The 23,536-nt window shown below is 72.9% G+C and carries 29 protein-coding genes, 1 tRNA gene and 1 pseudogene; 18 read left to right on the forward strand and 13 right to left on the reverse strand.

Annotated elements, in window-relative coordinates:
• Positions 1-21: 21 nt before the first annotated feature.
• The 3 genes from O7600_RS12480 to O7600_RS12490 all read left to right on the forward strand — a co-directional run bounded on the left by O7600_RS12480 (position 22) and on the right by O7600_RS12490 (position 1,523).
• A complete protein-coding gene (locus tag O7600_RS12480) occupies positions 22-594 on the forward strand; it encodes a hypothetical protein (protein ID WP_281593744.1) in 573 nt (190 codons plus the stop codon).
• Positions 591-800 carry a hypothetical protein gene (locus O7600_RS12485; protein WP_281593745.1) on the forward strand — a complete coding sequence of 70 codons (210 nt, stop codon included), beginning with the start codon at positions 591-593 and terminating at the stop codon, positions 798-800. Before O7600_RS12480 ends, O7600_RS12485 begins: the two co-directional genes overlap by 4 nt.
• Before the next feature lie 249 nt (positions 801-1,049).
• Positions 1,050-1,523: a hypothetical protein gene (locus O7600_RS12490; RefSeq protein ID WP_281593746.1), complete on the forward strand. Its 474-nt coding sequence runs from the start codon at positions 1,050-1,052 to the stop codon at positions 1,521-1,523.
• A gap of 116 nt (positions 1,524-1,639) precedes the next feature.
• Here the strand turns inward: O7600_RS12490 and O7600_RS12495 are convergent, their stop codons facing one another.
• From O7600_RS12495 to O7600_RS12505, 3 genes and pseudogenes are all read right to left on the reverse strand, one after another.
• Positions 1,640-2,281: a hypothetical protein gene (locus tag O7600_RS12495; RefSeq protein ID WP_281593747.1), complete on the reverse strand. Its 642-nt coding sequence runs from the start codon at positions 2,279-2,281 to the stop codon at positions 1,640-1,642.
• Positions 2,282-2,320: 39 nt separating this feature from the next.
• Positions 2,321-3,841, reverse strand: a complete 1,521-nt coding sequence (locus tag O7600_RS12500; RefSeq protein WP_281593748.1) for a recombinase family protein — start codon at positions 3,839-3,841, stop codon at positions 2,321-2,323.
• Between the two features lie 19 nt (positions 3,842-3,860).
• Positions 3,861-4,028: pseudogene (locus O7600_RS12505) on the reverse strand (single-stranded DNA-binding protein); the annotation flags it as partial.
• 285 nt (positions 4,029-4,313) lie between these two features.
• Between O7600_RS12505 and O7600_RS12510 the strand changes: the two are divergent.
• Both O7600_RS12510 and O7600_RS12515 read left to right on the forward strand, forming a co-directional pair.
• A complete protein-coding gene (locus tag O7600_RS12510; protein ID WP_099163947.1) occupies positions 4,314-4,724 on the forward strand; it encodes an HPF/RaiA family ribosome-associated protein in 411 nt (136 codons plus the stop codon).
• A gap of 78 nt (positions 4,725-4,802) precedes the next feature.
• Complete coding sequence (locus O7600_RS12515) at positions 4,803-5,828, forward strand: alpha/beta hydrolase (protein WP_281593749.1); 1,026 nt, start codon at positions 4,803-4,805, stop codon at positions 5,826-5,828.
• Positions 5,829-5,834: 6 nt separating this feature from the next.
• Here O7600_RS12515 and O7600_RS12520 read toward each other — a convergent pair whose 3' ends face one another.
• Complete coding sequence (locus O7600_RS12520; RefSeq protein WP_281593750.1) at positions 5,835-6,569, reverse strand: hypothetical protein; 735 nt, start codon at positions 6,567-6,569, stop codon at positions 5,835-5,837.
• Positions 6,570-6,738: 169 nt separating this feature from the next.
• On the opposite strand from O7600_RS12520, the gene O7600_RS12525 reads away from it, so the two are divergent.
• The 5 genes from O7600_RS12525 to O7600_RS12545 all read left to right on the forward strand — a co-directional run bounded on the left by O7600_RS12525 (position 6,739) and on the right by O7600_RS12545 (position 9,100).
• Positions 6,739-6,811 (forward strand) — tRNA-Arg (locus tag O7600_RS12525).
• A 161-nt stretch (positions 6,812-6,972) separates the two neighbouring features.
• Complete coding sequence (locus tag O7600_RS12530) at positions 6,973-7,491, forward strand: ATP-binding protein (RefSeq protein WP_281593751.1); 519 nt, start codon at positions 6,973-6,975, stop codon at positions 7,489-7,491.
• Positions 7,492-7,623: 132 nt separating this feature from the next.
• Entirely contained in the window at positions 7,624-8,319 is a 696-nt protein-coding gene (locus O7600_RS12535; RefSeq protein WP_281593752.1) for an HAD family hydrolase, read from the forward strand.
• Positions 8,320-8,396: 77 nt separating this feature from the next.
• Positions 8,397-8,576: a hypothetical protein gene (locus O7600_RS12540; RefSeq protein ID WP_281593753.1), complete on the forward strand. Its 180-nt coding sequence runs from the start codon at positions 8,397-8,399 to the stop codon at positions 8,574-8,576.
• Positions 8,577-8,620: 44 nt separating this feature from the next.
• The gene (locus O7600_RS12545) at positions 8,621-9,100 is read left to right on the forward strand and encodes a hypothetical protein (RefSeq protein ID WP_281593754.1); all 480 of its coding nucleotides are present in this window, start codon (positions 8,621-8,623) and stop codon (positions 9,098-9,100) included.
• 20 nt (positions 9,101-9,120) lie between these two features.
• On the opposite strand, the gene O7600_RS12550 is transcribed toward O7600_RS12545, so the two are convergent.
• Entirely contained in the window at positions 9,121-10,341 is a 1,221-nt protein-coding gene (locus tag O7600_RS12550; protein WP_281593755.1) for a Clp protease N-terminal domain-containing protein, read from the reverse strand.
• A 115-nt stretch (positions 10,342-10,456) separates the two neighbouring features.
• On the opposite strand from O7600_RS12550, the gene O7600_RS12555 reads away from it, so the two are divergent.
• Positions 10,457-10,894, forward strand: a complete 438-nt coding sequence (locus O7600_RS12555) for a hypothetical protein (RefSeq protein WP_281593756.1) — start codon at positions 10,457-10,459, stop codon at positions 10,892-10,894.
• Positions 10,895-10,937: 43 nt separating this feature from the next.
• Here O7600_RS12555 and O7600_RS12560 read toward each other — a convergent pair whose 3' ends face one another.
• Positions 10,938-11,498: a hypothetical protein gene (locus O7600_RS12560; RefSeq protein ID WP_281593757.1), complete on the reverse strand. Its 561-nt coding sequence runs from the start codon at positions 11,496-11,498 to the stop codon at positions 10,938-10,940.
• A gap of 102 nt (positions 11,499-11,600) precedes the next feature.
• On the reverse strand, positions 11,601-12,164 hold the full coding sequence (locus O7600_RS12565) for a GNAT family protein (protein ID WP_281593758.1): 564 nt from the start codon (positions 12,162-12,164) through the stop codon (positions 11,601-11,603).
• Between the two features lie 51 nt (positions 12,165-12,215).
• Between O7600_RS12565 and O7600_RS12570 the strand changes: the two genes are divergently transcribed.
• Positions 12,216-13,067, forward strand: coding sequence for an alpha/beta hydrolase (locus O7600_RS12570; protein WP_281593759.1), 852 nt, complete (start codon positions 12,216-12,218; stop codon positions 13,065-13,067).
• Here O7600_RS12570 and O7600_RS12575 read toward each other — a convergent pair.
• On the reverse strand, positions 13,033-13,473 hold the full coding sequence (locus tag O7600_RS12575) for a hypothetical protein (RefSeq protein ID WP_281593760.1): 441 nt from the start codon (positions 13,471-13,473) through the stop codon (positions 13,033-13,035). The genes O7600_RS12570 and O7600_RS12575 overlap by 35 nt on opposite strands.
• Before the next feature lie 73 nt (positions 13,474-13,546).
• Between O7600_RS12575 and O7600_RS12580 the strand changes: the two genes are divergently transcribed.
• From O7600_RS12580 to O7600_RS12600, 5 genes are all read left to right on the forward strand, one after another.
• Positions 13,547-14,347 (forward strand): class I SAM-dependent methyltransferase, encoded by an 801-nt coding sequence (locus O7600_RS12580; protein WP_281593761.1) that lies wholly within the window; start codon positions 13,547-13,549, stop codon positions 14,345-14,347.
• 126 nt (positions 14,348-14,473) lie between these two features.
• Positions 14,474-15,646, forward strand: coding sequence for an ATP-binding protein (locus tag O7600_RS12585; protein ID WP_281593762.1), 1,173 nt, complete (start codon positions 14,474-14,476; stop codon positions 15,644-15,646).
• Positions 15,636-16,838, forward strand: a complete 1,203-nt coding sequence (locus tag O7600_RS12590; RefSeq protein ID WP_281593763.1) for a hypothetical protein — start codon at positions 15,636-15,638, stop codon at positions 16,836-16,838. The genes O7600_RS12585 and O7600_RS12590 overlap by 11 nt, the downstream gene beginning before the upstream one ends.
• Complete coding sequence (locus tag O7600_RS12595) at positions 16,808-17,524, forward strand: response regulator transcription factor (protein WP_099163935.1); 717 nt, start codon at positions 16,808-16,810, stop codon at positions 17,522-17,524. The genes O7600_RS12590 and O7600_RS12595 overlap by 31 nt, the downstream gene beginning before the upstream one ends.
• A gap of 74 nt (positions 17,525-17,598) precedes the next feature.
• Positions 17,599-18,342: a hypothetical protein gene (locus O7600_RS12600; protein ID WP_281593764.1), complete on the forward strand. Its 744-nt coding sequence runs from the start codon at positions 17,599-17,601 to the stop codon at positions 18,340-18,342.
• 19 nt (positions 18,343-18,361) lie between these two features.
• On the opposite strand, the gene O7600_RS12605 is transcribed toward O7600_RS12600, so the two are convergent.
• Positions 18,362-19,114 (reverse strand): lysophospholipid acyltransferase family protein, encoded by a 753-nt coding sequence (locus O7600_RS12605; RefSeq protein ID WP_281593765.1) that lies wholly within the window; start codon positions 19,112-19,114, stop codon positions 18,362-18,364.
• A 181-nt stretch (positions 19,115-19,295) separates the two neighbouring features.
• Between O7600_RS12605 and O7600_RS12610 the strand changes: the two genes are divergently transcribed.
• A complete protein-coding gene (locus tag O7600_RS12610; RefSeq protein ID WP_281593766.1) occupies positions 19,296-19,673 on the forward strand; it encodes a VOC family protein in 378 nt (125 codons plus the stop codon).
• A 9-nt stretch (positions 19,674-19,682) separates the two neighbouring features.
• Here the strand turns inward: O7600_RS12610 and O7600_RS12615 are convergent, their stop codons facing one another.
• The 4 genes from O7600_RS12615 to O7600_RS12630 form a co-directional block, all read right to left on the reverse strand.
• Positions 19,683-21,743 carry a glycogen debranching N-terminal domain-containing protein gene (locus tag O7600_RS12615; protein WP_281593767.1) on the reverse strand — a complete coding sequence of 687 codons (2,061 nt, stop codon included), beginning with the start codon at positions 21,741-21,743 and terminating at the stop codon, positions 19,683-19,685.
• Positions 21,743-22,114 (reverse strand): SCP2 sterol-binding domain-containing protein, encoded by a 372-nt coding sequence (locus O7600_RS12620; protein WP_281593768.1) that lies wholly within the window; start codon positions 22,112-22,114, stop codon positions 21,743-21,745. The genes O7600_RS12615 and O7600_RS12620 overlap by 1 nt, the downstream gene beginning before the upstream one ends.
• 154 nt (positions 22,115-22,268) lie before the next feature.
• Entirely contained in the window at positions 22,269-22,685 is a 417-nt protein-coding gene (locus tag O7600_RS12625; RefSeq protein ID WP_281593769.1) for a CBS domain-containing protein, read from the reverse strand.
• A 67-nt stretch (positions 22,686-22,752) separates the two neighbouring features.
• The gene (locus O7600_RS12630; protein WP_281593770.1) at positions 22,753-23,442 is read right to left on the reverse strand and encodes a TMEM175 family protein; all 690 of its coding nucleotides are present in this window, start codon (positions 23,440-23,442) and stop codon (positions 22,753-22,755) included.
• Positions 23,443-23,536: the final 94 nt, after the last annotated feature.

Here is a 23,536-nt window from a genome sequence, read left to right on the forward strand (position 1 = left end):
GACCGCCCGAAAGGAAAGCCCGTGAGTTTCGAGTTGTTCGTAAAGACCCTGCCCGATTTCGAGGCGTACATCGCTGCCGGCATCCTGCCGGCCAACGCCGAGCTAATCGGCGCCGCCCGTGACTACGCCGCGATCTGCGATCGTGCTCGTAACGCGCGCATCGACGTCGACGAGGCCGAGGCGTGGGTACGCAACGCGCCGCAGCTCGACGCCGTCGCGCTCGTCGAGGCGATCGACGCCGACGAGCCCGAGGAGACGCTCGCCGCCATCGCCGACGCCGAGCAGCGCAAGGCGACCGCCGCCCGAGACAAGGCCCGTGCGATTCTCGCCGCGTTCCGCAAGCCCGTTCTCACCCGCGCCGCCGAGGTCGGGCAGGTCGCTCAGGAGTTCGCCGCCGAGGCGCAGGGGAGCATCGAGGCCGAGAGGGACAAGCGCGCGACGAAGGTCGAGCGCCTGCGGGCGCAGCTCGCCGAGGCGCAGCGAGCCGTCGCTGAGATGGACGGGCTCGGCCGCTGGTTCGGCGAAGCGTCCCTGCGGAATCTGCCGGATACCCCGCACGGCGTGCGTGTGGCGACCGACGGGGGTACCGAGTGAGCGGGCCGACCTACACCACCCGCGAGCAGTTGCGGGCATTACGCCCGGAGCAGCTCGCCGCAGCGATGCGCGAGGGCCGCATCGACGAGGCTGCGATCCGTGCGGCGCACGTCGCCGACCGGGCCGCCGTCAAGGCCGCACGCCTCGCCCGTAACGGCGTGACCCTGCCGGGCACCGAGGCGACCGAGCAGGACACCGCCGAGTAGCCCACCTCGCACGCCCTGGGCGCGATCGACCCCACCGGCCGGTCGCGCCCTCGGCGTGCTCGTCGACCTGGGCCTCGACCTCGACCAGTGAGGCCGCGGCTCACTCTGCGTAGCTGCCGGCCGCTACCCCCTGGGGAGGGGGTCGCTCGGCCCTCGCCGCGTAGACCGCCGGGGAGGCGTCTCGATGGTCGGCCATTTCAAAGACTTTCGGGCGACGCCTCGCCCGTCACATTCCGTAAGGAGCAAACCGTGCCCCGAGGTGGTCACGCCCGAGGCGGTCGCCGCGCCTCACCGACGTCCCTGCGCGCCAACCTCGCCGACTGGACTGTGCTGCCCGCCGAGGGCCGCGAGGGCGACCCGCCGCCGTTCCCGCTGCTCGACCCATCGCCCCGCGAGGCCGAGCTATGGGCCGCGCTCTGGGCGAAGCCGCAAGCGATCGAATGGGAGCGCCTCGGCCTCGAGATCGAGGTCGGACTCTACGTGCGCAACCTCGCCGCCGCCGAGCTGCCGGGCGCGCTCGCCGCGAGGTCGATCCTCGTGCGGCAGCTCGGCGACTCGCTCGGCCTCTCGGCCGCCGGTATGCGCGCTTACCGATGGGTGATCGCCCGCCCCGCAGACGAGGCCCGCCCGACGCCGACGACGCCCGCGCGGTCTGCCCGTGACCGCATGTACGTCGTTCGGGACCTGGGCGTCGACGAGGCCGCCGACGAGGTGCCCGAGTGACCGCGCCACCCGCCGCCGTCGAGGGATGGCAGCGGCCCGACTGGTACTGAATCCCGAGGGCCTGCTCTCGTCGCCTGCGCTCGCCCTCACGCAGGCCCGAGGGCAGGTTCTTTCGCTTATTCGCCGGGCGTCTGCATCTCGGCCCGCTTTTGCTGCCTCGGCGATGGCAGCGGCGCTGCCTTTGCAGGCTGCTCAAGGAGCGCCATGAAGTCTTCAACCAGTTGCAGGTACTCCTCGGCCTGTTCGGCCGTCCACTCTTGGCGATCAGACCGTGTGTGACTGACCAGATTGCGTAGCGTCTGCAGATGCTCGAATACAAGGGCCGCCCCTGGGTTGATCAAGCCGCGCTCTCGTGCTCTCTTGAGCAGGGGCCAAACCAAATGGGCGTGGTGTAAATCTCCGTCATCCTTAGGTAAGTGCGCCTCAAGCGCCTCCTGCGCGGCTTGCCCGCCGAGGGCGATCGCGGCCGTTGGCCTTGCGTATATCAGGGCACGCGCTTTGGTCAGCATCGCTCCTATGTGTGAATACTCATCGTTCCCCTCTTCGAGCCCCGGCAGTGCCTCGGCGACCTCGATCGTCGCCCGCGTCTCTTCGGCTACTCGCTCCCACTCGGCTTCGATCGGCCCGACAGTGAGCCGCCGCAGGTTGTCGCCGAGTAGTTGCGAGACCCGCCGCCGGTACACGAGTAGCACGACAGCAACGACCGACGGCCACGCGAGGGACTGCACGAGCGCGACCGTGAATTGACGCCAGTTCACCGCGCGACTGTATCGAGGTCACGCAATGGGCGGGGGCCGCTACATCGACTCTTCGGCCCCGATCTCGGCGAGCCGCTGCGCCTCGGGGTCGTCGAAGACGCCGAGCTGAAGGTCGATGCGGGACTCGTCGAAGACCTTTCGCCCATGCACCGCCGCGCGATGGACAACGACACGAGCGCGGGCGGAAACAAGCAGGGTGCGCCGCCCGTCGACGTCTCGCGCCTGCCACGCCTCGGCGAACGTCTCGCCGGTCTCGACCTCGCGCGTCTCCGTGACCGCCGTGGCGGGCAGCGCCTCGCGCGCCGCGTGCAGCTCGCCGAGCCGCGCGGCGAGCGCCGGGACATCTGCGCCGCGCTCGGTCATCTGCCGCGCCGTGTCGGCGATGGCCGCCTCGATGTCGGCCCGCCGTCCGTCGTCGACCGCGACCGTCACGACCTCGACGACCGGCCAGTGCCCGACCATGCGCAGGAATTCGCGCTCGACGTACTGCTCGGTCATCTCGGCTGTGATCGCAACGCCCTTGCAGCCCTGCCCGTTGCGCCGGGCTGCGCAGGCGTACGTCGGCACGGTCGTACCGCTCGCGTGCTTCCGCGACGAGGCGTAGAGCTTTCTGCCGCAGCCCGCGCACGTCGCGATACCGGAGAGCAACCGCGCCGCCCGCACCCGCCGCCCGCGTCCCTCGACGCCGTCATCGTTGGCCGCGAGCGCCGCGCGTAGCTGGTGCCACGTGTCGAGCGAGAGAATCGGCTCCCAGAGCTGCCGAGGCAGCCCGTCGTCGCCGCGCATGACCTCGCCCCGATAGACCGACCTGCCGACGGTCGCCGGATTGACGAGCATCTGCGCGATGACCTGGGTCGACCACGGCGCAGGCTTCGTGCGCCGCGTGCGGCCCTGGGCGATCAGCATTGCCGAGCGGGTCGGCACGCCCCTCGCGTTGAAGTCGTGCGCGATCCGGTAGAGGCTCTCGCCCGTGAGCAGCCGCTCGGCCGCTTCCCGCACTGCCGCTGCCGCCTGAGGCTCAGGTGCGAGCACGTAGCCCGGACCGTCGGGCGCGGGCACGACCTTGTACCCGTACGGGGCGGCACCGCCCGCCCACCGGCCGAGCTTGCGTGTCGCCGCAATACCTGCCGTGACGCGCTCGGCGATAGTCGCCGCCTCCATCTCGGCGAACGCCGCGAGGATGGTCGCGACGAAGCGGCCCGAGGGCGTAGTCATGTCGAGCGATTCGGCGACGCTCACGAGCGCCGCGCCGTGCAGCTCGGCCTCGTCTGCGAAGGCCCGGAAGTCGACGACGTTGCGGGCGAGCCGATCGATCTTCGCAAAGATCACGACGTCGACCTCGCCCCACCGGTCGCGAATCTCGCCGAGGCCCGGTCGGTCCAGTCTGAGACCCTTGTCGGAGCCGCTCACGTCCAGGTCGCGCACGACGTACGGGTGAACGTCCCAGCCTTTCGCCGCGCAGTACGCGCGGCAGACTTCCTCTTGCCGCGCGGGCGAGGTCGAGGGGTCGAGGTCTCCCCGGTGCGACGAAAGACGTACGTAGATGATCGCCGTGGTCATGGTGGGACATGGTACTTTGACGTACGCGCAGGCTGTTGCCGTCCACCCAGCGGCCGCTGTCGCGGTCGAGCCGGCGGGCGGTCGAGGCCACCTTGAAGTTGGCCACCAGTGTCCCGCTCTGGGTGGTCCGGCGCCATTCCGGCGCGGTCAGCACGTTGCCGACGATCGTGACGTACGTATCGAACATCGCCCCTCCAGGGATCGGCTTGTCCGGCAGAGCGTGGCCGCTTCGCCCGGTCGGTTCGACCGTCGGCGCCCCGCCTGTGGACGACGGACCGCCTTGTGGACAACCCCCTGATCAAGGTCCCGGTCTGCTAGGACCACTGACCCTACGGCGCCGACCTGCGGCGACACATGATCGGAATGTGACCGGCGGAGGGGCGTTCCGGAACCACGCCGGCTGGGTAAGTACTTGATCAACCGAGAGAAAGGGAGCGCCGATGCTTCTCCGAGACGTCCGCGAGGCAGGGCGATGAGCGCCGTGGCGAACCCCGCGACCGTGGCCGAGTGCCTGCGGGTCGGCGCCGGGTTCTCCCAGGGCGACCGCAACTGGATCGCCGAGCAGTTCGCGACGCTGGACGCCCGACTCGCCGGCTTCCACGCCGACGCCACCGAGCTGGAGGTGTCGGTCAAGGACCGCGAGGCCCGGGGCCAGAAGGTGACCCTGGAGTGCTGGGTCGCCGGCCGGCAGAAGATCGTCACCACCTCGACCGAGGAGGACCTGCACGCCGCGCTCAACGACGTCCGGGACGACCTGCGCCGCAAGCTCAACGACGCGAAGACCCGGCAGGAGCCGCGCAGCAACAAGCACCTGCGCGCGGTCGACCAGCCCGAGGACGTTCCGGTGCAGGCCACCGCGCGCGAGGACGCCGAGACCGCCTGAGCCCCGTACGCCCCCGCCCGCACGGTGCCGGCGGGCGGGGGCTACCGCCGGGTAGCGAGGCGGCGTACCGTCGCGGTCGTGGAACCGGACGTGCTGGGAGCGCCCTACGAGCGGCGGACGATCGACCTGGGCACCGACGACGAGGGCCCGGTGGTCGCCACCCTGGTCCGCCGGCGGGCCGACCGCCCGACCGGCCGCGCCGTGCTCTACGTGCACGGCTTCGTCGACTACTTCTTCCAGACCCACGTGGCCGACTTCTTCGCCGAGCGCGGGTGGGACTTCTACGCCCTCGACCTGCGCAAGTACGGCCGCAGCCTGCTCCCGCACCAGACCCCGAACTTCTGCCGCGACCTGGCCGACTACTTCCCCGAACTGGACGCCGCGGCCGAGATCATCCGGGCCGAGGAGGGGCACGACACCCTGCTCGCCATGGGCCACTCCACCGGCGGCCTGATCATCTCGCTGTGGGCGGACGCCCGACGCGACGCCGGCCTGGTCGACGGCATCGTGCTCAACAGCCCCTTCTTCGACATCAACGCCCCCTGGGTGGTCCGCCGACCCCTCGCGGCCGCCGTCTCCCGCCTGGGCCGCCGGGCGCCGCAGCGCATCCTGCCGTTCGGGCTGGGCACGGTGTACGGCGAGAGCCTGCACGCCGACCACCGGGGCGAGTGGCGCTACGACCTGGCCTGGAAGCCGCTCGCCGGGTTCCCGGTCCGGGCCGGCTGGATCAACGCGATCCGGGCCGGCCAGCGCCGGCTGCGGGCCGGTCTCGACATCCCGGTGCCGGTGCTGCTGGCCTGCTCCACCCGCAGTTTCCGGGGCGCGAAGTGGCACGACAACGCCACGCTCGCCGACGCGGTGCTCGACGTCGAGCACATGGTGCGCTGGGCGCCCCGCCTCGGACGGCACGTCACCCTGGCCCGCTTCGACGGCGGGTTGCACGACCTCACGCTGTCCAGTCCCGTCGTACGCGAGAAGGTCTTCGCGGAGGTCGGGCGGTGGGCGGAGGGTTTCCTCCGGGCCGGCCCGACCGAGCCGGAGTCCACGCCGCCGGGCCCGCGCCGGCCGGCCGACGAGCCGGCCGGGGCGACCGCCGACGGCTGACCCCGGTCAGCCGTCGACCACCTCGGCGAGCGCCGCCCGGATCCGGTCGAACGTCGCGACCGGGTGCCCGCCCCCGCGGGGTGGCAGCAGCACGCCCAGGCAGCGCAGCGCCGGCCCGCCGTCCGGCCCGGCCTCGACCGCGAACACCGGCGCGCCCACGTACCCGGCGGGCAGCTCGCGGCTGACCCGCACCTCGTCGCCGTCCCGCGCGACCCGCTCGACCACCGCCTCCAGCGGTCGCGAGCCGTCCTCTCCCACGCCCAGGGCCAGCACGAACGCCGAGGCGGGCGCCGCACCGATCCGGGCGACCGCGTCGGCCGGCGCGGCCACCGCCTCGGTCACCTGCTGGGTACGCCAGCGCCAGCCCCGGTCGTCGGCGTAGCCGTGCAGCCCGCCGGTGGGCATCGCGGCCAGCCCCAGATCCGGCAGGTGCAGCCAGTGGTCGGCGAAGCCGGGCAGCCCGATCGGCTCCTCCGCCCCCTCGCCCGGGTCGGTGACGCTCGGCCGCAACCCGATCTCCCCGTACGCGGAAGCGGTGACCGGGTCCGCGGTGAGCAGCCACTCGTGCGCGACCTCCCCGTCGTCGGTCGCGCCGACCAGCTCGCTGTAGAAGAAGGCGGTGCCGACCGTGCCGGCCGCCGCGCCGGGTCCCGCCGACCCGGTGACGGGCAGGATGGCCCGCCCGAGCAGCTGGCACAGCTCGAAGACGATCTCGTTCTCGGTTTCCTGGTCGAGCAGCATCCGCCGAGGGTACGGACCGGGCGGTGGCCGCCGGCCCGGGACCCGCCGGAACCGGGATGCCGGGCGGGGCCCCGGCATGGGACGCTGGGCGACGACGTGGACGCGCCGACCCGTACCCCCGGGCGGGCCGGAGCCGGCGGTACCCTCTTGGCGCGACGATCGTCGGCGCGCGCCCGTAGCTCAGCGGATAGAGCAGGGGACTTCTAATCCCAAGGCCGCAGGTTCGAATCCTGCCGGGCGCACCCTTCCCACCGCAGGTCAGCGGCTTCCCGCTCCCGGTCGGGAAGATCTCCACGGCCTCCGTACCGCCATTCGTGCAGCCGAATCAGCCGAAGAGGCGCTTCGCGGCCTCGTAGCCGAATTCCAGGCGACAGCGCCGGTCCTGTCCGCCACCCTGGCGGCCATGAGAGCGGACGAAGCAGGGCTTCCTGATCAGCCTGAGGTGGTTCTGATGTGCGGGGCGGCTGGCGCGGGAAAGACGACATTCGCCAACGGCCTCGAGGCCATGGGTTACGTCCGTCTGTCCGTCGATGAGGAGATCTGGCGTCGCTTCGGTCGCTATGGCATCGACTACGAGCCCGACCAGTACGAGATGCACACCGAAGTCGCGAGGCAGGCTGTGCGGGAGCGGTTACTCTCACTGATCGCACAGCGTCGCAACGTCGTCATCGACTCCAGCTTCTGGCAACGGTCACGTCGGCAGGCATACAAGGAGCTGATCGAGCAGGCCGGGGCCCGTTGGCGCCTCGTCTACCTGAAGGCCGACCCGGCGCTGCTGCGGAAGCGTCTCCATGCGCGAGCTGAGCGCTTCGACGCCAACGCCGCTTTTCCGATTACCGACGAACTGCTGGACCGCTACCTCCAGAGCTTCGAGCCGCCGTTCGGCGAGGGGGAGGAAGTCGTGGTGGTGGCCGCCGACTGACGAGCTGAGGCCGCGGGCCAGGGTAGTTCGTCGCGGTAAGGGCTCCACCTTGTCCCCGTCCGGGCAGGCCGGACGGGCTGACGACTGTCCGACGAGGAGATCCGCCTCAACCGCCCGGTACGGTTGTTGACCATGCAGCGGTTGGCGCTCTTCGACCTCGACAACACGCTCGTGGACCGTTCGGGGGCATTCCGGCGCTGGGCGGTCGAGTTCTGCGCCGATCGCGGACTGCCGGACGACGCATTGGCCTGGCTGATCGCTACGGATCAGGACGGGTCCGTGCCTCGCGACTGGTTCTTCGGCGAGGTGACGAAGCGTCTCGGCCTGGCAGCTTCGGTGGATGAGATGTGGAGGCAGTACCGACGCCGGATACCGGAGCTGGTGAGCTGCCCCGACCAGGTGCTGGCGTCGCTGACGCTACTGCGCGACGAAGGCTGGACGGTCGCGATCGTGACCAACGGTCAGGCCGACAACCAGCTGGGGAAGATCAGGCGTACCGGGTTGGACCAGTGCGTCGATGCCTGGGCGGTGTCCGGAGAGCTGGGCATCCGGAAGCCGGCACGCGAGATCTTCGAGGCGGCGGCGGGTGGGTGCGGCCTCGATCTGCGGGGCGGGGGCTGGGCGATCGGCGACAGCCCAGTCCTCGACGTCGAGGGTGGCCGCGCGGCAGGCCTCGCCACCATCTGGGTCAGCCGAGGGAAGGCATGGCCGGCGGAACTCACGCCGCCCGACCGCACCGTCACGGACGTAGTGGCCGCTGTCGAGGTACTGCGAGGCGTCGGCGTGCCCGACACGGCGGCCGACCAAGCGTGCGAGCAACGGCGGTGAGACATGGGCAAGAAGAACCGATACCCGGGGCCCCCGTGAACAGGCCCTACCGGAGAGGGCCCGAGCAGGCGGACCGCTTGACGCTGCTCACCGAGTGGCGCAACTTCGTGCCCGAGCGCCCGGTCCTGGTCCAGGCCGGAGAGACGATCTGGGTCGAGGACTTCGGGCTACCTGAGCACCGCTGGCCGCAGTATCACCTCGTGGTGAGGCGGAAGAACGGCCAGTTGGACGCATATCCTGGCGATTTGTGTCGCTGAGGCGCTGCGACCGAAGCCGGGGCGGACCGCGACCGGAGGATCCCGTGGGTGTTCTGTACGACTACTTCCGCGCTCCCGACGACGAGGCCGTCGCGAAGCTGATGGCCGCCATCGACGGCGGACCTGTGGTGCGGGCGGGAGACTCCCCCGTCGCGGATGCCGTGGACGGCAAGGCGATCGATCCAGCCGTCGTCCTCGGCAAGGTCGTCGCGTTCGCCCTCGACGTGCCGTGGTCCACCGACCTGGTCGGGGATCGACTCGTCTGGCCGGAGGGCGTCGCGCAGGACCGGGAGTACGAGGGACCCTGGGTCGTCGTGCTGGGCGAACGCGCCCGGGATGCTCTCGCCGACCTCCCCGACGACCGCCTGCCGGGCCTGGCCGAGCGGTGGTCGCGCGTCGAGGAGCTGTCGTACTACAGCGACACGCAGCCGGAGGTCATGCTGTCGCGTCTGCGGGAGCTCGTCGGGCTGGCCCGCCGAGCACGCGAGAGCGGGGATAACGTCTACTGCTGGATCTGCCTCTGAGCCACGCCCGACGGCCCCGGTCACGCCCAGCCGGTCGGTGCGGCACGGAGGTCCTGCTCGACCCGCGCGCGCACCGACTCCGGATCGACGCCGAGTTCGCGCAAGGTCGCGGCGGCCTCGCCGGCGTCGTCCTCGACCAACGCCAGCAGAAGGTGACTGGTGCCGGTGTCGGGGTGGCGGTGGGCGAGCGACATCTCCATCGCCCGTGCCATCGCGGCCGTGACGTCGGTGCCCGTGAACGGGTCGCCGGGGCGCAGACTGCCCAGTTGCTCGGTGAGCGCCTCGGCGGGCGGTTCCTCGGGAGCGCCACATCGCGAGGCCAGGTCGCGGAGGCGGTCGGCGTCGACGCCGTGGGCACGGAGGACGGCTGCTCCTCGGTTACGGCTGGCGTGTTCGGCGGTCAGCGGGATTCGGGCCGCAGCGAGCGTGTCGTCGTGGGTGAGAAGTGCGAGCAGCATGTGCGGCGGCCCGATCACGCCGTGGCCCAGCCGGACCGCCTGTCGCCTCGCCTCGACCTCGACTCCGGCCAGGACGGGTCCGAGGCGGCTCAGTCGGGACATGCGGGCGAACAACCTTCCCGCAAGTCGGGCGCCGAGCGACCCCGCACCCGGCGACACCGCAAGCCTCTCCACGTCGAGGTCCGGATGGGGGTCGTCGGCCCGGCGCATGGCCGGGTCGGCGCGCAACCGGTCGACGGCCTCGGCGCGGGCGTGTTCGTACGGAAAGACGTAGCGGGTTCCGTCGCAGGTGGGCAGTTCCAGGATGCCGAGCACGAGGTGGGACAGGTTGGCGAACGGTGTCCGGCCGTCGCGCGCCGCCCGCAGGGCGCCGGTCAACGCGCCCCGGGCACCGTTGGTCCATGTCGGACGGTGCTGCGGAGCCGGCGGGTCGGCCCTCCCGCGCCTGTCCGGACGGCGGTGCACGCTCCACTCGACCTCGCGCAGCGCGGCCCGCACCTCGGCGTCGAACTCGCCGACGGGCTGCGTGACCAGCTCGCCGACGGACCGCCCGGCCGGGAGGCGGCGCGGGTCGGCGACGATCCGCATGAGGTTCGCGCCGTTGGCGCCCGCGAACAGCCACGGCGGGACCGACCTCTGGTGCGGGGCCACGCGGCACAGCAGGTCGAGGGTGCCGACGCTGCTCGAACCGTTGCGCACCGCCACCGCGTAGGCCTGCCGCATGACCGTCATGGGCCGGTCGCCGAACGCGACGAACGGTCGCTGTCCCTCGTACGGCGGCACCGGTCCTCCCCCGTCCGGACGAAGTCGCGCTCGTCAACGGTAGGCGGCACGTGTCGACGACGCCACCGCCGTTCGTCCGATCAGGATCGAGCGTCCTCGGCCTAACCTCTGCGGTATGCGCAAGCGCCTACGGATCGCGCTCGGTGTCGCGCTGGCCGGCGCGCTGGTGGCGCCGGCCACCGTCCTCGGCGTCCACCTCGCCCACCCCAGGGACGAGGACGGATACCTCGCCTACCTCCAGCGGTACGGCGATCCGGGAAGCGACAACCCCGTACCGGTGCTGCCGCCCGCCGCCGACTTGGTCGCCGAGGGCGAGAAGGCGTGCGACTGGATGCGCGACCAGCCGTACGCCCTGTGGCGAACGGATGCGCGGTACCACTTTCAAGCTGTCTACCAGCGCTACGAGCAGCACGTCGGAGATCGCTCGCCACGGTGGGGCTCCGCGCTGCCCGAGATGAGCTCGGTGACGTCGGGTGCCTGGGCCTACCTGTGTCCGGCCGAGTGGGAGCTGCGGCAACCTCGACGCCGTCCCTTCGCCCCACCGCCGGACTGACACCTTCGGGGCGGCCGACGGGAAGCAGTCTCGACGGGCGGCCTCATTGGCACCGTCGGTACTCGGACCTGAAGTGCGCCCGCAACGCGTCGTAGCTGACCCGACCGTGTTGGGTCTCGAACGACATCTCGGTGACGGGCGTGCCGGCCGGATAGGTGACCACGTCCTCCGGCAGTTCGAGCGCATCGGAGTACGTCCTGCCGTCGGTCGTCTCGATCGCCACCGACAACCGTCTGTCGAACTGGGCCGGCGGCGCCTGCCGGACGTTGCTGAACCCCGCGCCGAGGACGATCAGGCCGGAGCGTGTGTCTTCGTCGGTCGGTCTCCATGCCTCCCAGAGCAGCACGAAGTCACCGCCCTTGTCCTTGTCGGGCAGCCGGTGGAACTCCACCCCGTCGACCGCCTCACCGGGGCAGATCGGCGCGTGGACGACGGTTCGGTCGCCGATCCGCGCGAAGCCCAGGTCGTAGTCGGGGCGCGGCGGGTGCAGGCAGGCGCCGCAGAGCAGGACGAGCCCGAGCAGCAGTCCGGTGAGGAGCGTGGCTCGACGACGAACTCGGATCGGCATCCGGGTCCGCCCGTCCCCTCGGACGTCGGTGACCATGTCGCGGAGTGTGCACCAGCGGCGCAACCTGACCCATCCCGGATGGAACGTCATGCGCGCCACGGGCATCGGAGACGTCCGTCGTGTTCCATCCAGGGCTCCTCACCAGCGACAGGCGTCAGGCGGGGGCGGGTCGGTGCGGAGTCGGCTGTAGAGCAGGCCGTCGCACCAGCGGCCGTCCCGGAACTCGCACGCCCGCACCACGCCCTCCAACCGAAAGCCGGCCCGCACCAGCGCCCGCTGCTCGGCTGTGTTCTCCGGGTGGGTGCCGGCCTGGATCCGCTGCACCGGCGTGTGCGTGAACAGGTAGTCGCAGAGCATCGCCTGCGCCCGCGAGCCGATCCCCCGGCCCCGCCACTCGGGCAGCAACGCGATGCCGATCTCCCAGCACCAGGTGGGGCCGCCGAAGTCGCGCCGGCCCCAGCCGACGAAGCCGGCCGCCGTCGGCTCGTCGGTCACCTCGACCATCAGCCGGCTGCTCTCCGTGCCCAGCCAACCGTCGAGGGCGAAGCGCCGGGCCGGGGCCTGCGGGTCGGTGAAGCCGGTCCAGTCCAGGCCGATCAGGCCGGGTTCGGTGGCGAACCGGCGGAACACCGCCAGATCCTCCTCGGCGACCGGCCGCAGCCGCACCGCCGGTACGCCGTCGGCCCTGCCCGCCCCGGTCACGCGCCGACCATAGCGGCCGGAAGTGTCGCCCGCCGCCCGTAGGCTCCCCGCATGGTGACCGAGACCGATCTCCGCCTGCCCGACGGCCGCACCCTGCACGTCTACGACACCGGCGGGGCGGACCGGCTGCCGGTGTTCTGGCACCACGGCACGCCGAACGTCGGTGCCCCGCCCGCGCCGCTGTTCGCCGCTGCCGACCGGCTCGGCCTGCGCTGGGTGTCGCACGACCGCCCGGGCTACGGCGGCTCGACCCCGCTGCCCGACCGCGACGTCGCCTCGGTGGCGGGCGACGTGGCCGCGGTGGCCGACGCGCTGGGTCTCGACCGGTTCGCGGCGATGGGCCACTCCGGCGGCGGCCCGCACGCCCTGGCCTGCGGCGCGTTGCTGCCCGACCGGGTGGTCGCGGTGGTGGTCGGCGCCGGGCTCGCGCCCTACGGCGCGGCCGGGCTGGACTGGTTCGCCGGCATGGTGCCGTCCGGGGTGGCGGCACTGCGCGCCGCCGCTGCCGGGCGGGCGGCCAAGGAGGCGCACGAGGCGTCCGACGTCGGGTACGACCCGGAGTTCACCGAGGCCGACCTGGCCGCGCTGCACGCCGAGTGGTCCTGGTTCGACAGTGTGGTCGGCCCGGCGGTGGCGGCCGGCCCCGACGGGTCGATCGCCGACGACCTGGCATACGTGCGGCCGTGGGGCTTCGACCCGGCCGCCGTCACCGCGCCGGTGCTGCTGGTGCACGGCGAGCGGGACGGCATCGCGCCGGTGTCGCACGCGCGGTGGCTGGCCGACCGCTGCCCCGCCGCCGAGCTGCGCACCTTCCCCGAGGACGGGCACATCTCCGTGCTGCGGCACGCCGAGCCGGCGCTGGCGTGGCTCAGTCGCAGATCCGCCAGTCCCCGTCTTCCTTGACCAGCGGGAGGACCTGGGTGATGGCGACGCCGTCGCGCGGGGTGAAGCGGACGTTCGCCGAGCCGCGTACCCGGCCGTTGTTGTTCGTGACGTTCAACCCGACGATCTCGTAGCCGGTCAGCTCCGGCTGGGCGGACTGCTGCCGGGCGAAGTCCGCCTCGCCGAGCCGGTCGCGCACGTCGGCGCAGAACAGCCGGTAGGCGGCCGGATAGTCGCGGGCGACGACCGCGCCGGCGAAGGTGTCCACGGTGGCGCGGGCCGGACCGGTGGCGTCCTGCACCACCCGGTAGAGGACGAAGCCACCCACGACGCCGCCCGAGCAGCAGAGGGCGAGCACCACACCCAGCACGATGAACAGCGTCCGCTTGGACTTCTTCGGTGGCACCATGGCCGGCTCGTACGCCATGCCGGCAGGGTAGGGAGCCCGGTCAACCGGTAAACCGGATGCCGGTCCTCCGCTTCTCGGCGACCATCGACGGATGCCCGCACACCGTCCACCCGAGCCGGACATCCGCGCCTACTACACCGACGTCTTCGTCGAGGCGGACCGGCTCGACCGGTCGCCGCAGGGGCGGCTGGAGGGCCGGCGCACCCGCGACCTGCTGGCCCGGCTGCTGCCCGCCCCGCCCGCCGACGTGCTGGACATCGGCGGCGGCCCGGGGGCCTACGCGGGCCCGCTCGCCGCCGCCGGTCACCGGGTGCACCTGGTCGACCTGGTGCCCGCGCACGTGGCCGCCGCGCGGGCCGCGTATCCGCTGGTCACGGCCACGGTCGGGGACGCCCGGGCGGTGCCGCTGCCGGACGCGGTGGCCGACGCGACGCTGCTGCTGGGCCCGCTCTACCACCTGCCCGACCGGGCGGACCGGGTGGCGGCGCTGCGGGAGGCGGCCCGGCTGACCCGGCCGGGTGGGCCGGTGGTGGCGGCCGTGATCAGCCGCAACGCGGCCCTGATCGACCTGACCGCGCGGGGCCTGGTGGACGAGGAGAACCGGGCGCTGCTGCGGGAGGAGTACGCGACCGGGGTGAACGACCCGCGCACGGGCTTCACCACCGCGTACTTCCATCGGCCGGACGATCTGGTCGGCGAGTTCACCGCGGCCGGGTTGCCCGACCCGACCGTGTACGGGGTGGAGGGTCCGCTCTGGCCGCTGCTGAACGCGCTCGACACCGCCCCGTCCGAGCGGTTGTTCGAGGACGCGGTGGCCTGCGCCGAGACGTTCGAACGGGACTGGTCGGTGCTCGGGGCGAGCGCGCACCTGCTGGCGGTCGCACGCGCCTGATCCGGGGGTACCACAGCGACGCGCCGCGCACCGAGGGTGACCAATTCCGAAAAGGTATGTTATTCTCCGGCGTCAATCTATGCCGTGCGGACCCGGCCGGGTCGCTGCCGGAAGGACACCTCCCCGATGCCGGTCGCTGCCGCCACGCCCCTGTCCCGGTCGCCTCTGGACCGTCCGGCGGGCGGCGCGTTCACCCTGATCTTCACCACGCTGCCCGCGTTGCTGCGACTCACCTGCGGCCTGGTCGGCGCGGTCGTCGCGCTGTCCGTGCGGACGCCGCCGGTGCGGGTGGCGCTGCTGCTGCCCGCCGTCGCGCTGCTCACCGCCTGGTCCGGCTGGTACGCCTTCCGCGCGCTGCGGCACGGCATCGGCGGCGCGCTGGTCGCCGGTGACGTGGCGCTGACCACCGCCGCCGTGCTCGCCCTGCCCTGGCTGGTCGCACCGGAGGTGCTCCCGGGCGAGGCGAGCTGGGTCGCGGTGCTCGCCAGCACCACGGTCATCAACGCGCAGGCCACCGCCCCGGCCCGCTGGTCGGTGCCGGCCGGCCTGCTGGTGACCGCCGCCTACGCCACCGGGGCCACGGTGGCCGGGAACCCGGTCGAGGCTCGGGCGCACACCGGCACGCTGCTGGTGCAGACCGGCTGCACGGCGGTGATGACGGCGGTGATGCGCCGGCGGATCGGACGGGCCGACGCGGCGTTCGCGGACTACCAGCGCCTCTCCCACGAGGCGGTGGTGGCCCGCACCGCGCGCGAGGCCGAGCGGCGGCACCACCGGGACCTGCACGACACCGTCCTGGGGACGCTCACCATGGTCGGGCTCGGCGCGGTTCCCGGCAGCTCGGCGGCGTTGCGCGAACGGTGCGCGGCGGACCTGCGTACCCTCACCGCGCTGGCCGGCGCGCGGACCGCCACCGGCGAGGTGGACCTGGACGGGCGGCTCCGCGCGGTGGTGGCCGGGTTGCCCGAGCTGACCGTGGCCGCGACGCTGGCGCCGTGCCGGGTGCCGGCCGAGGTCGCCGCGGCGCTCGCGGACAGCGCCGCCGCCGCGCTGGCCAACGTCGCGCGGCACGCGCCCGGCGCGACCACCACGCTGCGCCTGGCCCGCGAGGGCGGCGCCGTCGTGGTCGAGGTGGTCGACGACGGTCCCGGCTTCGACCCGACCACGGTCCCGGCCCACCGGTACGGGCTGCGCGAGTCGATCCACGGCCGGATGGCCACCGTCCACGGTCGAGCGGTGGTGACCTCCGCCCCTGGCGCCGGCACCGGAATCCGGTTGGAGTGGTCGGATGGCGACTGAGGCGGGCGCGAGGGTGACCACCGGCGCGGCGTCGCGGGCGCTGCCCCGACCCCGGCCGGCGGCGCGCTCCCGGACCGCCGCCGCCCCGCCGGAGGCGCACGCGGTGGCGGACGCGTCGGACCGGGGCGCGCGCGTCGTCGCGGTCGTCATCGCGCTCGCCTGGCACCTGGCGATCGGGCTGCCGGCGGTGCTGGCGGCCGGTCCCGGGATGGCCTCCCCAGCGGTGGTGGCCGCCGGTTGGCTGGTGACCGCGTTGGTCGGCGTCGCGACCGGCGTACGCCTGCTGCGTGGCGGCCTGCCCCCGGCCGGACGACTGGCCGCGGTGCTGCTGGTGGTCGACGCGGCGGTGTTCGCGGCGGCCGGCGAGCGGTTCCTGTTCACCTCCGCCAACTGGGTGTGGGGCGGCCTGGCCTGGTTCTTCCTGCTGGTGCTCTGGCGGCGGCCGGTGCGCTGGCTGCTCGCGCTGCTCGCCGCGCACGCGACGATCGCGCTGGCGGCCGTCGTGCTCCACGGCGCGACCGCGCCGGCCGACCTGAGCCGCTACGCGATGTACGTCTACGGCACCTCCACCCTGCCGGTGGCGGTCTTCGCCGGCGCGGCGGCGCTGACCGCCCTGGTCCGGGACCGGGCCGGCACCGCCGCGGCGGTGCTGGCCGTGGCCGCGGAGCGCGAGGCCGCCGAGCGGGCCCGCAGCGAACGGCAGGAACGGCTCGCGCTGGTCAGCGGCACGGCCGAGGAGGTGCTGGCCGCCCTGGCCGCCGGGGACGCCGATCCGGCCGACCCGGCGGTACGCCGCCGCGCGGTGCTGGCCGCGGCCCGGCTGCGCCGGTTGATCGCCGAGTCGGACGACGTGCCCGACCCGCTGCTGCACGAGTTGCGCGCCGCCGCCGACCTGGCCGAGCGGAACGGCCTGCCGATCGAGCTGGTCGCGGTCGGCACCCCGCCGGCGCTGCCGGTCGAGGTACGCCGGGGCCTGGCCGACCCGCTGACGGCGGCGCTCGCCGGCGCCCGGGGCTGGGCCCGGCTGACCGTGGTCGCCGGCCCGGACGAGGTGGTGGTCAGCCTGGTGACACCGGACCACGACGGCCCGGACGACGGCGTCGCCCCACCGGGCGGGGACGGGCCGGTGGAGCATCTGCACGAGCGGGACGGGGAGATCAGATGGACGCAGACCCGCTGGCGGCGGATGTGAACGCGGGACGGGCGATCGGGGTGGCGATCGTGGACGACCATCCCGTCGTCATCGACGGGGTGCGCGCCTGGTTGGCCACGGAGCCACGGCTGCGGGTGCTGGCCACCGGGGACGACCCGGACGCGGTGCTGCGGGCGGCGCCGGACGCCGAGGTGGTGCTGCTCGACCTGCGTCTGCACGGGCGGATGGTGCTCGACAAGCTGGCCGAGTTGAGCGCGGCCGGGCGGCGGGTGGTGGTCTACTCCGAGCACACCGACCCGCAGACCATGCTGGCCGCGCTGGACGCGGGGGCGATCGCGTTCCTGGCCAAGCACGAGGGGCGCGAGCACTGCGTGGCCACCGTGCTCGCCGCGGCGAGCGACCGTCCGTACGTGCCGCCGGCGCTGGCCGGGGCGATGGTCGGCGACGCGCGCCCGGACCGTCCGTCCCTGTCGGACAAGGAACGCGAGGCGCTGCTGCTGTGGTTCCAGTCGATGTCGAAGGCGTCGGTGGCCCGGCGGATGCAGATCAGCGAGCACACCGTGAAGCAGTACGTCGACCGGGCGCGCATCAAGTACACCCGGGCGGGGCGTCCGGCCGCCACCAAGGCGGCGCTCCTCGCCCGGGCGATCGAGGACGGCCTCGTCCGACCGGAAGATATCGGCATCTACCGGTCGCAGGCGTCGGCCGACCGGCCGACCCCCTAACGGGTGTCATGACAATCACCCCAGGAATCCGCGAGGCTCGTCAGTATCGCCAACCGTCACCGGGAGGTCGTACCGTGCCGGAGGACGCCGCACCCTTCTTCATCGGGCCACACCGGTTCGACGCCGACGACGACCCCACCCGTCCCGTGCTCGACCGGCGCTACGCGCTGGTGCCCGAGCCGGGCGAGCGGCTGCTCGGCCAGCACCGGCTGCCGGTCGCCGGTCACCTGCTCGGCCCGACCGAGGACGTGCGCTGCTGGGCGATGCCCGTCCCGGCGTCCGTCACGGTGACCGACCGGCGGCTGGCGTACGTCTGCACCGGCTCCGAGCTGTCCCTGGTCCCCGGGCGGGACAGCCGGACGGACGCCCGGCACCGGCGTACCGTCCGGCTGTCCCGTCTGGTCAGCGGCCAGATCCGCTGGCAGTGGCCGTCCCGACTGGAGCTGGCCGAGGTCGGCGACGACACCGCCGAGCTGCGCGTGGTCTGCGACGCGCTGCGCACCATCCGGCAGCCGGCGCTCGCGCTCAGCGGCCCCGTCGACCTGGTTACCGCGCTGGCCCGGCAGGTACGCCGGTCGGTGGCCGGATTCCGGCTGGCCCACCCGGACCTGGTGGACCTGTCCCCGCCGGAACGCGACGTCCTCGCCACCCGGGTGGCCGTGTCCCCCGGTCCGACGCTCGGCGCGGTGACGTTGCCGGGCTCGCTGCCGGTGGAGTTCCTGTCCCGGGACGACTACTACCGCCCGCTGGCGGTGGACACGCCCGCCTGGCCGCTGACCGACTTCCCGGTCCGCGACCAGCCCGGCTCCGCCTGCTGACGCCCCGCGGGCGGATCGGTCAGGAGGTGCTGCGGGAGCGGCGGTCCGACCGGTCCAGCTCGGCGGCCCGCTCCGGCGTGGGCGCGCTGCCACCCAGATGCGCCGGCTGCCACCACGCGTCGTCCGGGCCGGCCGGCCGGTCCGGGTATTCCCGCTGGGCGCGGTCGACCAGCGCCGACAGGCGGGTACGCAGGTCGGCCGTCATGGCGTTGCCGTCCGGGTAGGCGGCCGGGTCCATCGGCTCCCCCACCAGGATGGTGATCGGGGTGTGCCGGCGGGTCAGCGTGCGCGGGCGGCCCTTCGTCCACAACCGCTGGGTGCCCCAGAGCGCGACCGGCAGCAGCGGCACGCCGGCCTCCTGCGCCATCCGGGCGGCACCGTTCTTCAGGTCCTTCACGGTGAGGGAACGACTGATCGTCGCCTCCGGGAAGACGCCGACCACCTCGCCCCGGCGCAACGCGCCGACCGCGGCGGCGTAGGACCCGGCGCCGGCGGCGCGGTTGACCGGGATGTGCTTCATGCCGCGCATCAGCGGCCCGGAGATCCGGTGCCGGAAGACGCTGTCCTTGGCCATGAACCGGACCAGCCGGCGGGACTCGTGCGCGCCGTAGCCGCAGAAGATGAAGTCGAGGTAGCTCACGTGGTTGGACGCCAGCACGGCGCCACCGGTGCGCGGGACATGATCGCTGCCCTGCACGTCCAGGCGCAGGTCGAGTGCGCGGAACATCGTCTTGGCGGCGGTGATCACGGGCGGGTACACGAGCTCCGGCATCCGGTAACTTTACCCCGGGTAGGTTACGCGACCGTAGGGCCGCTCTGCCCCGGGGCAGACCGGGTTCCGGCCGCCCAGGCGGCCACGAACTCGACCTGGCCCGGCCCGACCTGCGCGCCGTCGCCGCCGCGTTCCTGGACAGCGTCCTGCCGGAGGTCCCGGCCGACTAGGTTCTACAGGCATGCCCGACCTCGCCGCGATCGTCATCCACTGCCGGGATCCCTACCTGCTCGCCCCGTTCTGGAGCGCGGTCAGCGGGCTGCCCGTGGTCGAGGCGGACCGGGCGAAGCTCGCCGACCGTACGCTCGCCCCGAGCGAGGCGGTGCTGTTGCGCGACCCGCACGGCCGGCGGCCCGACCTGTGGATCAGTCCGGCCGCCGAGCTGCCCGCGCCCGGCCGGATCCACCTGGACCTGGTCGGCGACGCGGAGGAGCGGGCCGCCGTGCTGGAGGCCGGCGCGACAGTCGTGCGCGAGCTGCCCCGCTGGACCGTGCTGGCCGACCCGGAGGGCAACGAGTTCTGCCTGCTGCCCCCGAACGAGGCACACGCCGGGCACTGACCGGCCGGCTCAGTCGCCCAGGTTGTGCAGGTCCAGCCGGCCGCGGGCGAACGCGTCCACCCGACCCCAGCGGCCCGGGATGTCCAGCACCTCGATCCGACCCATGCCCACCGGCAACCGCGGGTCCACCGCCAGGTGCCCCTCGTGCGGTTCCAGCCCGAGCATCGTCCGGATCAGCAGCAGCGGCGCCCCGGTCGACCAGGCCTGCGGGCTGCACGCGGTCGGATACTCCACCGGGAACTTGGTCAGGTCCCGCTGGTAGCCGCCGAACGCCTCCGGCAACCGGCCGTCGAAGTAGGTGGCCGCGTCCAGGATGCCGTTGGCGACCGTGGCCGCCTCCTCGGCGAAGCCGTACCGGCGCAGGCCCCACGCCACGAACGAGTTGTCGAACGGCCAGATCGTGCCGTTGTGGTAGCCGATCGGGTTGTAGCGGACCTCGCCCTCGGCCAGTGTCCGCACGCCCCAACCCGACCAGAGCCGGGGCCCCACCAGGTGCTCGGCGAGCATCGGCGCCCGCGCCTCGTCGACGATCCCACTCCACAGCAGGTGGCCGATGTTGGAGCTGAGCACGTCGCACTGGCGCCCCTCCGGGTCCAGGGCGAGCGCGTAGAAGCCGCCGTCCTCCACCCACCAGTCGCGGTTGAACCGCGCCTTCAACTCCGCCGCCTCCCGCTCCAACTGGTCGGCGTACGCGGGGTCGCCCCAGAACTCCCGGGCCATCCGGGCGGCGCGCATCTTCGCGTCGTACGCGTAGCCCTGCACCTCGCAGGAGGCGCGCGGGAACGGCGGCAGCGTGCCGTCGGCGTACGAGATGGAGTCCCAGGAGTCCTTCCAGCACTGGTTCTCCAGGCCGGTGTCGGTGTTGCGCCGCTCGTACCAGATGTAGCCGTTGCCGATCAGGTCGGCGTAGTCGTCGATCCACTTCAGCGCGGCGCGGCACTCCCGCTCCAGCTCCCGGACCAGCGCGACGTCGCCGCTCCACTTCTCGTACTCGTCGAGCAGCACCACGAACAGCGGGGTGGCGTCGACCGAGCCGTAGTAGGGCGAGTGCGGCTGCTCCTCGAACGCGGCGGTCTCGCCGTACCGCATCTCGTGCAGGATCCGGCCCGGGTCCTCGTCCCGGAAGTCGTCGAACCGGGTGCCCTGCAACGCGGCGAGGATGCGCAGCGTGGTCTTCGACATCTCCGGTGCGAACGGCAGCACCTGGAGGCAGGTGAGGATGCTGTCCCGGCCGAACATGGTCATGAACCAGGGCAGGCCGGCGGCGGGCAGCGTCTGCCCGCCGAGCGACAGCGGCGAGAAGCGCAGCGCGGCGAGGTCGACCAGGCTCCGCCGGTAGGTGGCCGCGACACGTCCGTGCTCGCTGTTCACCTTCGGCGCCCGGTCGATCCACTCCTCCAGGTCGTGCTGGAGCGCGAGCCGCTCGGTGCCGTGCGCGCGCAGCCCCATCCGCAGGTCCCGACCGCCCGGACCGATGGCGAACGTCTGCACGTCGATGAGCACGTCCCACTGCTCGTTCGGCTCCAGGTGGATGCTCCAGGCGAAGCCCTTGCGGTCGTAGCGGGCCGGCTGGTTCGCCGAGACCACCGTCTCCCGCTTGAAGTTGCCGCGCCGGTAGCCCAGGCGCAGCCGGTCGGACTCCGCCTCGGAGTACAGCTCGCCCTTCTTGTTCAGGATCTCGTCCTTGACCTGGAACAGGTCGGCGAAGTCGGAGCCGGCGTCCATCCGGATCTCCAGGTCGACCGGCTTCTCGTCGTGGTTGAGGATGGTCACCGTCTCCCGGAAGCTGCCGCCGACCGCCCGCTCCCGGATGATCGACAGCTTCGCGTCGACGTAGTGCGTGGCCATTCCCGGCACCAGGAAGAACCGGGCCTCGTAGTACTGCAGGTCGTCGTAGGACAGCGCGTTGAGCCGCTCGCCGTTGACCGTCAGCACCCACTTGGAGAGGTAGCGGGTGTCGAGTGAGAAGAGGCCGGTCGGCTCGCTCGGCGTGGCCTCGATGTCACCGGTGTCCTCGGAGACCACGAACGTGTTGCCGTCCAGGATCCGGACGGTGTTGGTCCCGGGCATCAGGCGGCCCTCCTCTGGAACGTGTGGTGCGGTCCCCGGGAGTTCGGCGGACCGGGGAAGACCCGCTCGACCTGGAGCACCAGCCGCAGGTCACCGACGACGGTCATGTCGCCCCTCAGCAGCGCGGCGACGGCGTTCTCCTCGCCGCCGACCAGCTCGGCGAAGAGCCGGGGCTCGGTGCCGACCACGGTGTCCGCCTGGCCGTCCTCCTGCCGCACGCGCAAGTTGCCCCGGTCGATCTCCAGCAGCCAGTGCGTGGTCTGCGCACCCTCGTGCAGGTCGAACCGGAGCGTCCCGGACGTCTTGACCAGCAGGGGTTCGAACCCCCGCCGGTCCAGGTCCTCGAAGAATCTCGTCGTCACGTCCACCATCCGGCCGACTCCTCCCGCGCTCCCGGCCTCCTCCGTCCGAGCACGGGTCCCCGCCGGGCGGCGGGTCAACCTCGCCCGTTCCGGGTGAGGCGACGGTCGGCGTACGCGAGACGCCGGCCCCCGGACCGGGAGCCGGCGTCACCGCGTGGACCGGTCAGTTGTTGGGGTCGTCGGCGCTGATGTCCGCGAGCACCGACTGGGGTTCCCGCTCCACCGCCAGGTCACCCATCGAGATCAGGCCGACCAGTCGCCCGTCGTCGATCACCGGGAGCCGCCGGACCGCGTAGGTACGCATCAGGTCGGCGGCGGCCACCGCGTCGTCGTACTGACTCACCGTCACCACGTCCTTGCTGGTGATCTGGTTGAGCGTGGTGGCGCTGGGGTTCATGTCCTCGGCGACGCCCCGGACCGTGATGTCCCGGTCCGTGACGATGCCGATCACGTTGTCGCCGTCGGTCACCACCACGTCGCCGATGGCGCTGTCGCGCATCTCCTGCGCCGCGGCGGTGAGCGTGTCGTTGCCGTCCATCGTCACCAACCGGGTCGTCATGAACTCTCCGACCGTTGTCATGGTGCTCCCCTCTCGGTGTCGGCACCGCCGTCTACCCGCCGCCCGAGGCGGGGTAACGCGGGCCGCGTCACCGCCGGTGCCGCAGCCGCCGGAGCAGGTCGTAGGAGCCGTTGCTGGACAGCCCGTAGAAGAGCGGCAGCAGCAGGAGCACCACCAGCGCCACCGGCACGCTCACCCACCATCCCACCCCGCCGGCGATCGCGTACGCGGCGACGCCGAGCGCCGCCCGGACCCGTTCGGCCGCGAAGAACCGGGCGGTCACGCCCGCCTGCAGCAGCTCCCGGTGCCGGCTCAGGTAGTGGTAGAGCCAGAGCCAGGCCGCCGAGAGGACGACGCCGACAACCGCGTACGCGGCGACCGCGACCCGCTCGTCGAAGGTGTCACCCTGCTCCACCGCGCGGGAGACGAGCGCGGTGACGAAGGGCAGCAGCGCCACGCTGAACAGCACCCCGAGGTTGGCCCAGTGCAGGCCCCGGTCGGCGCAGCGGACCCGGTGGAACGTCCCCTTGTGGTTCAGCCAGTTCACGGCCACGTACAGGTAGGACGTGACGTAGGCGAGGTAGACCGGCCACTGGTCGAGCAGCGCGTGCAGCATCCCGCCCGGCGCCGACTCGGGCACGCGCAGGTCGAGCACCAGCAGGGTGATGACGATGGCGAAGACCGCGTCGCTGAAGCCGATCGCCCGGGCCGTGTCCGAGCGCAGCCCGGCCTCGATCTCGACCTCGTCGACGTCCCCCGGGTCCCGTCCGGCCGCCATGGTTCCTCCCGCCCGCCGGCGTGGTTCGCCGACGACCGGGCCCGCATACCCGCTGCGGGGGCGTCCGTGCGGCCACGGACGCCCCCGTGACGAT

It is taken from the genome of Micromonospora sp. WMMA1998 (genome assembly GCF_027497375.1).
In the GTDB taxonomy this organism is placed as follows: domain Bacteria; phylum Actinomycetota; class Actinomycetes; order Mycobacteriales; family Micromonosporaceae; genus Micromonospora; species Micromonospora sediminicola.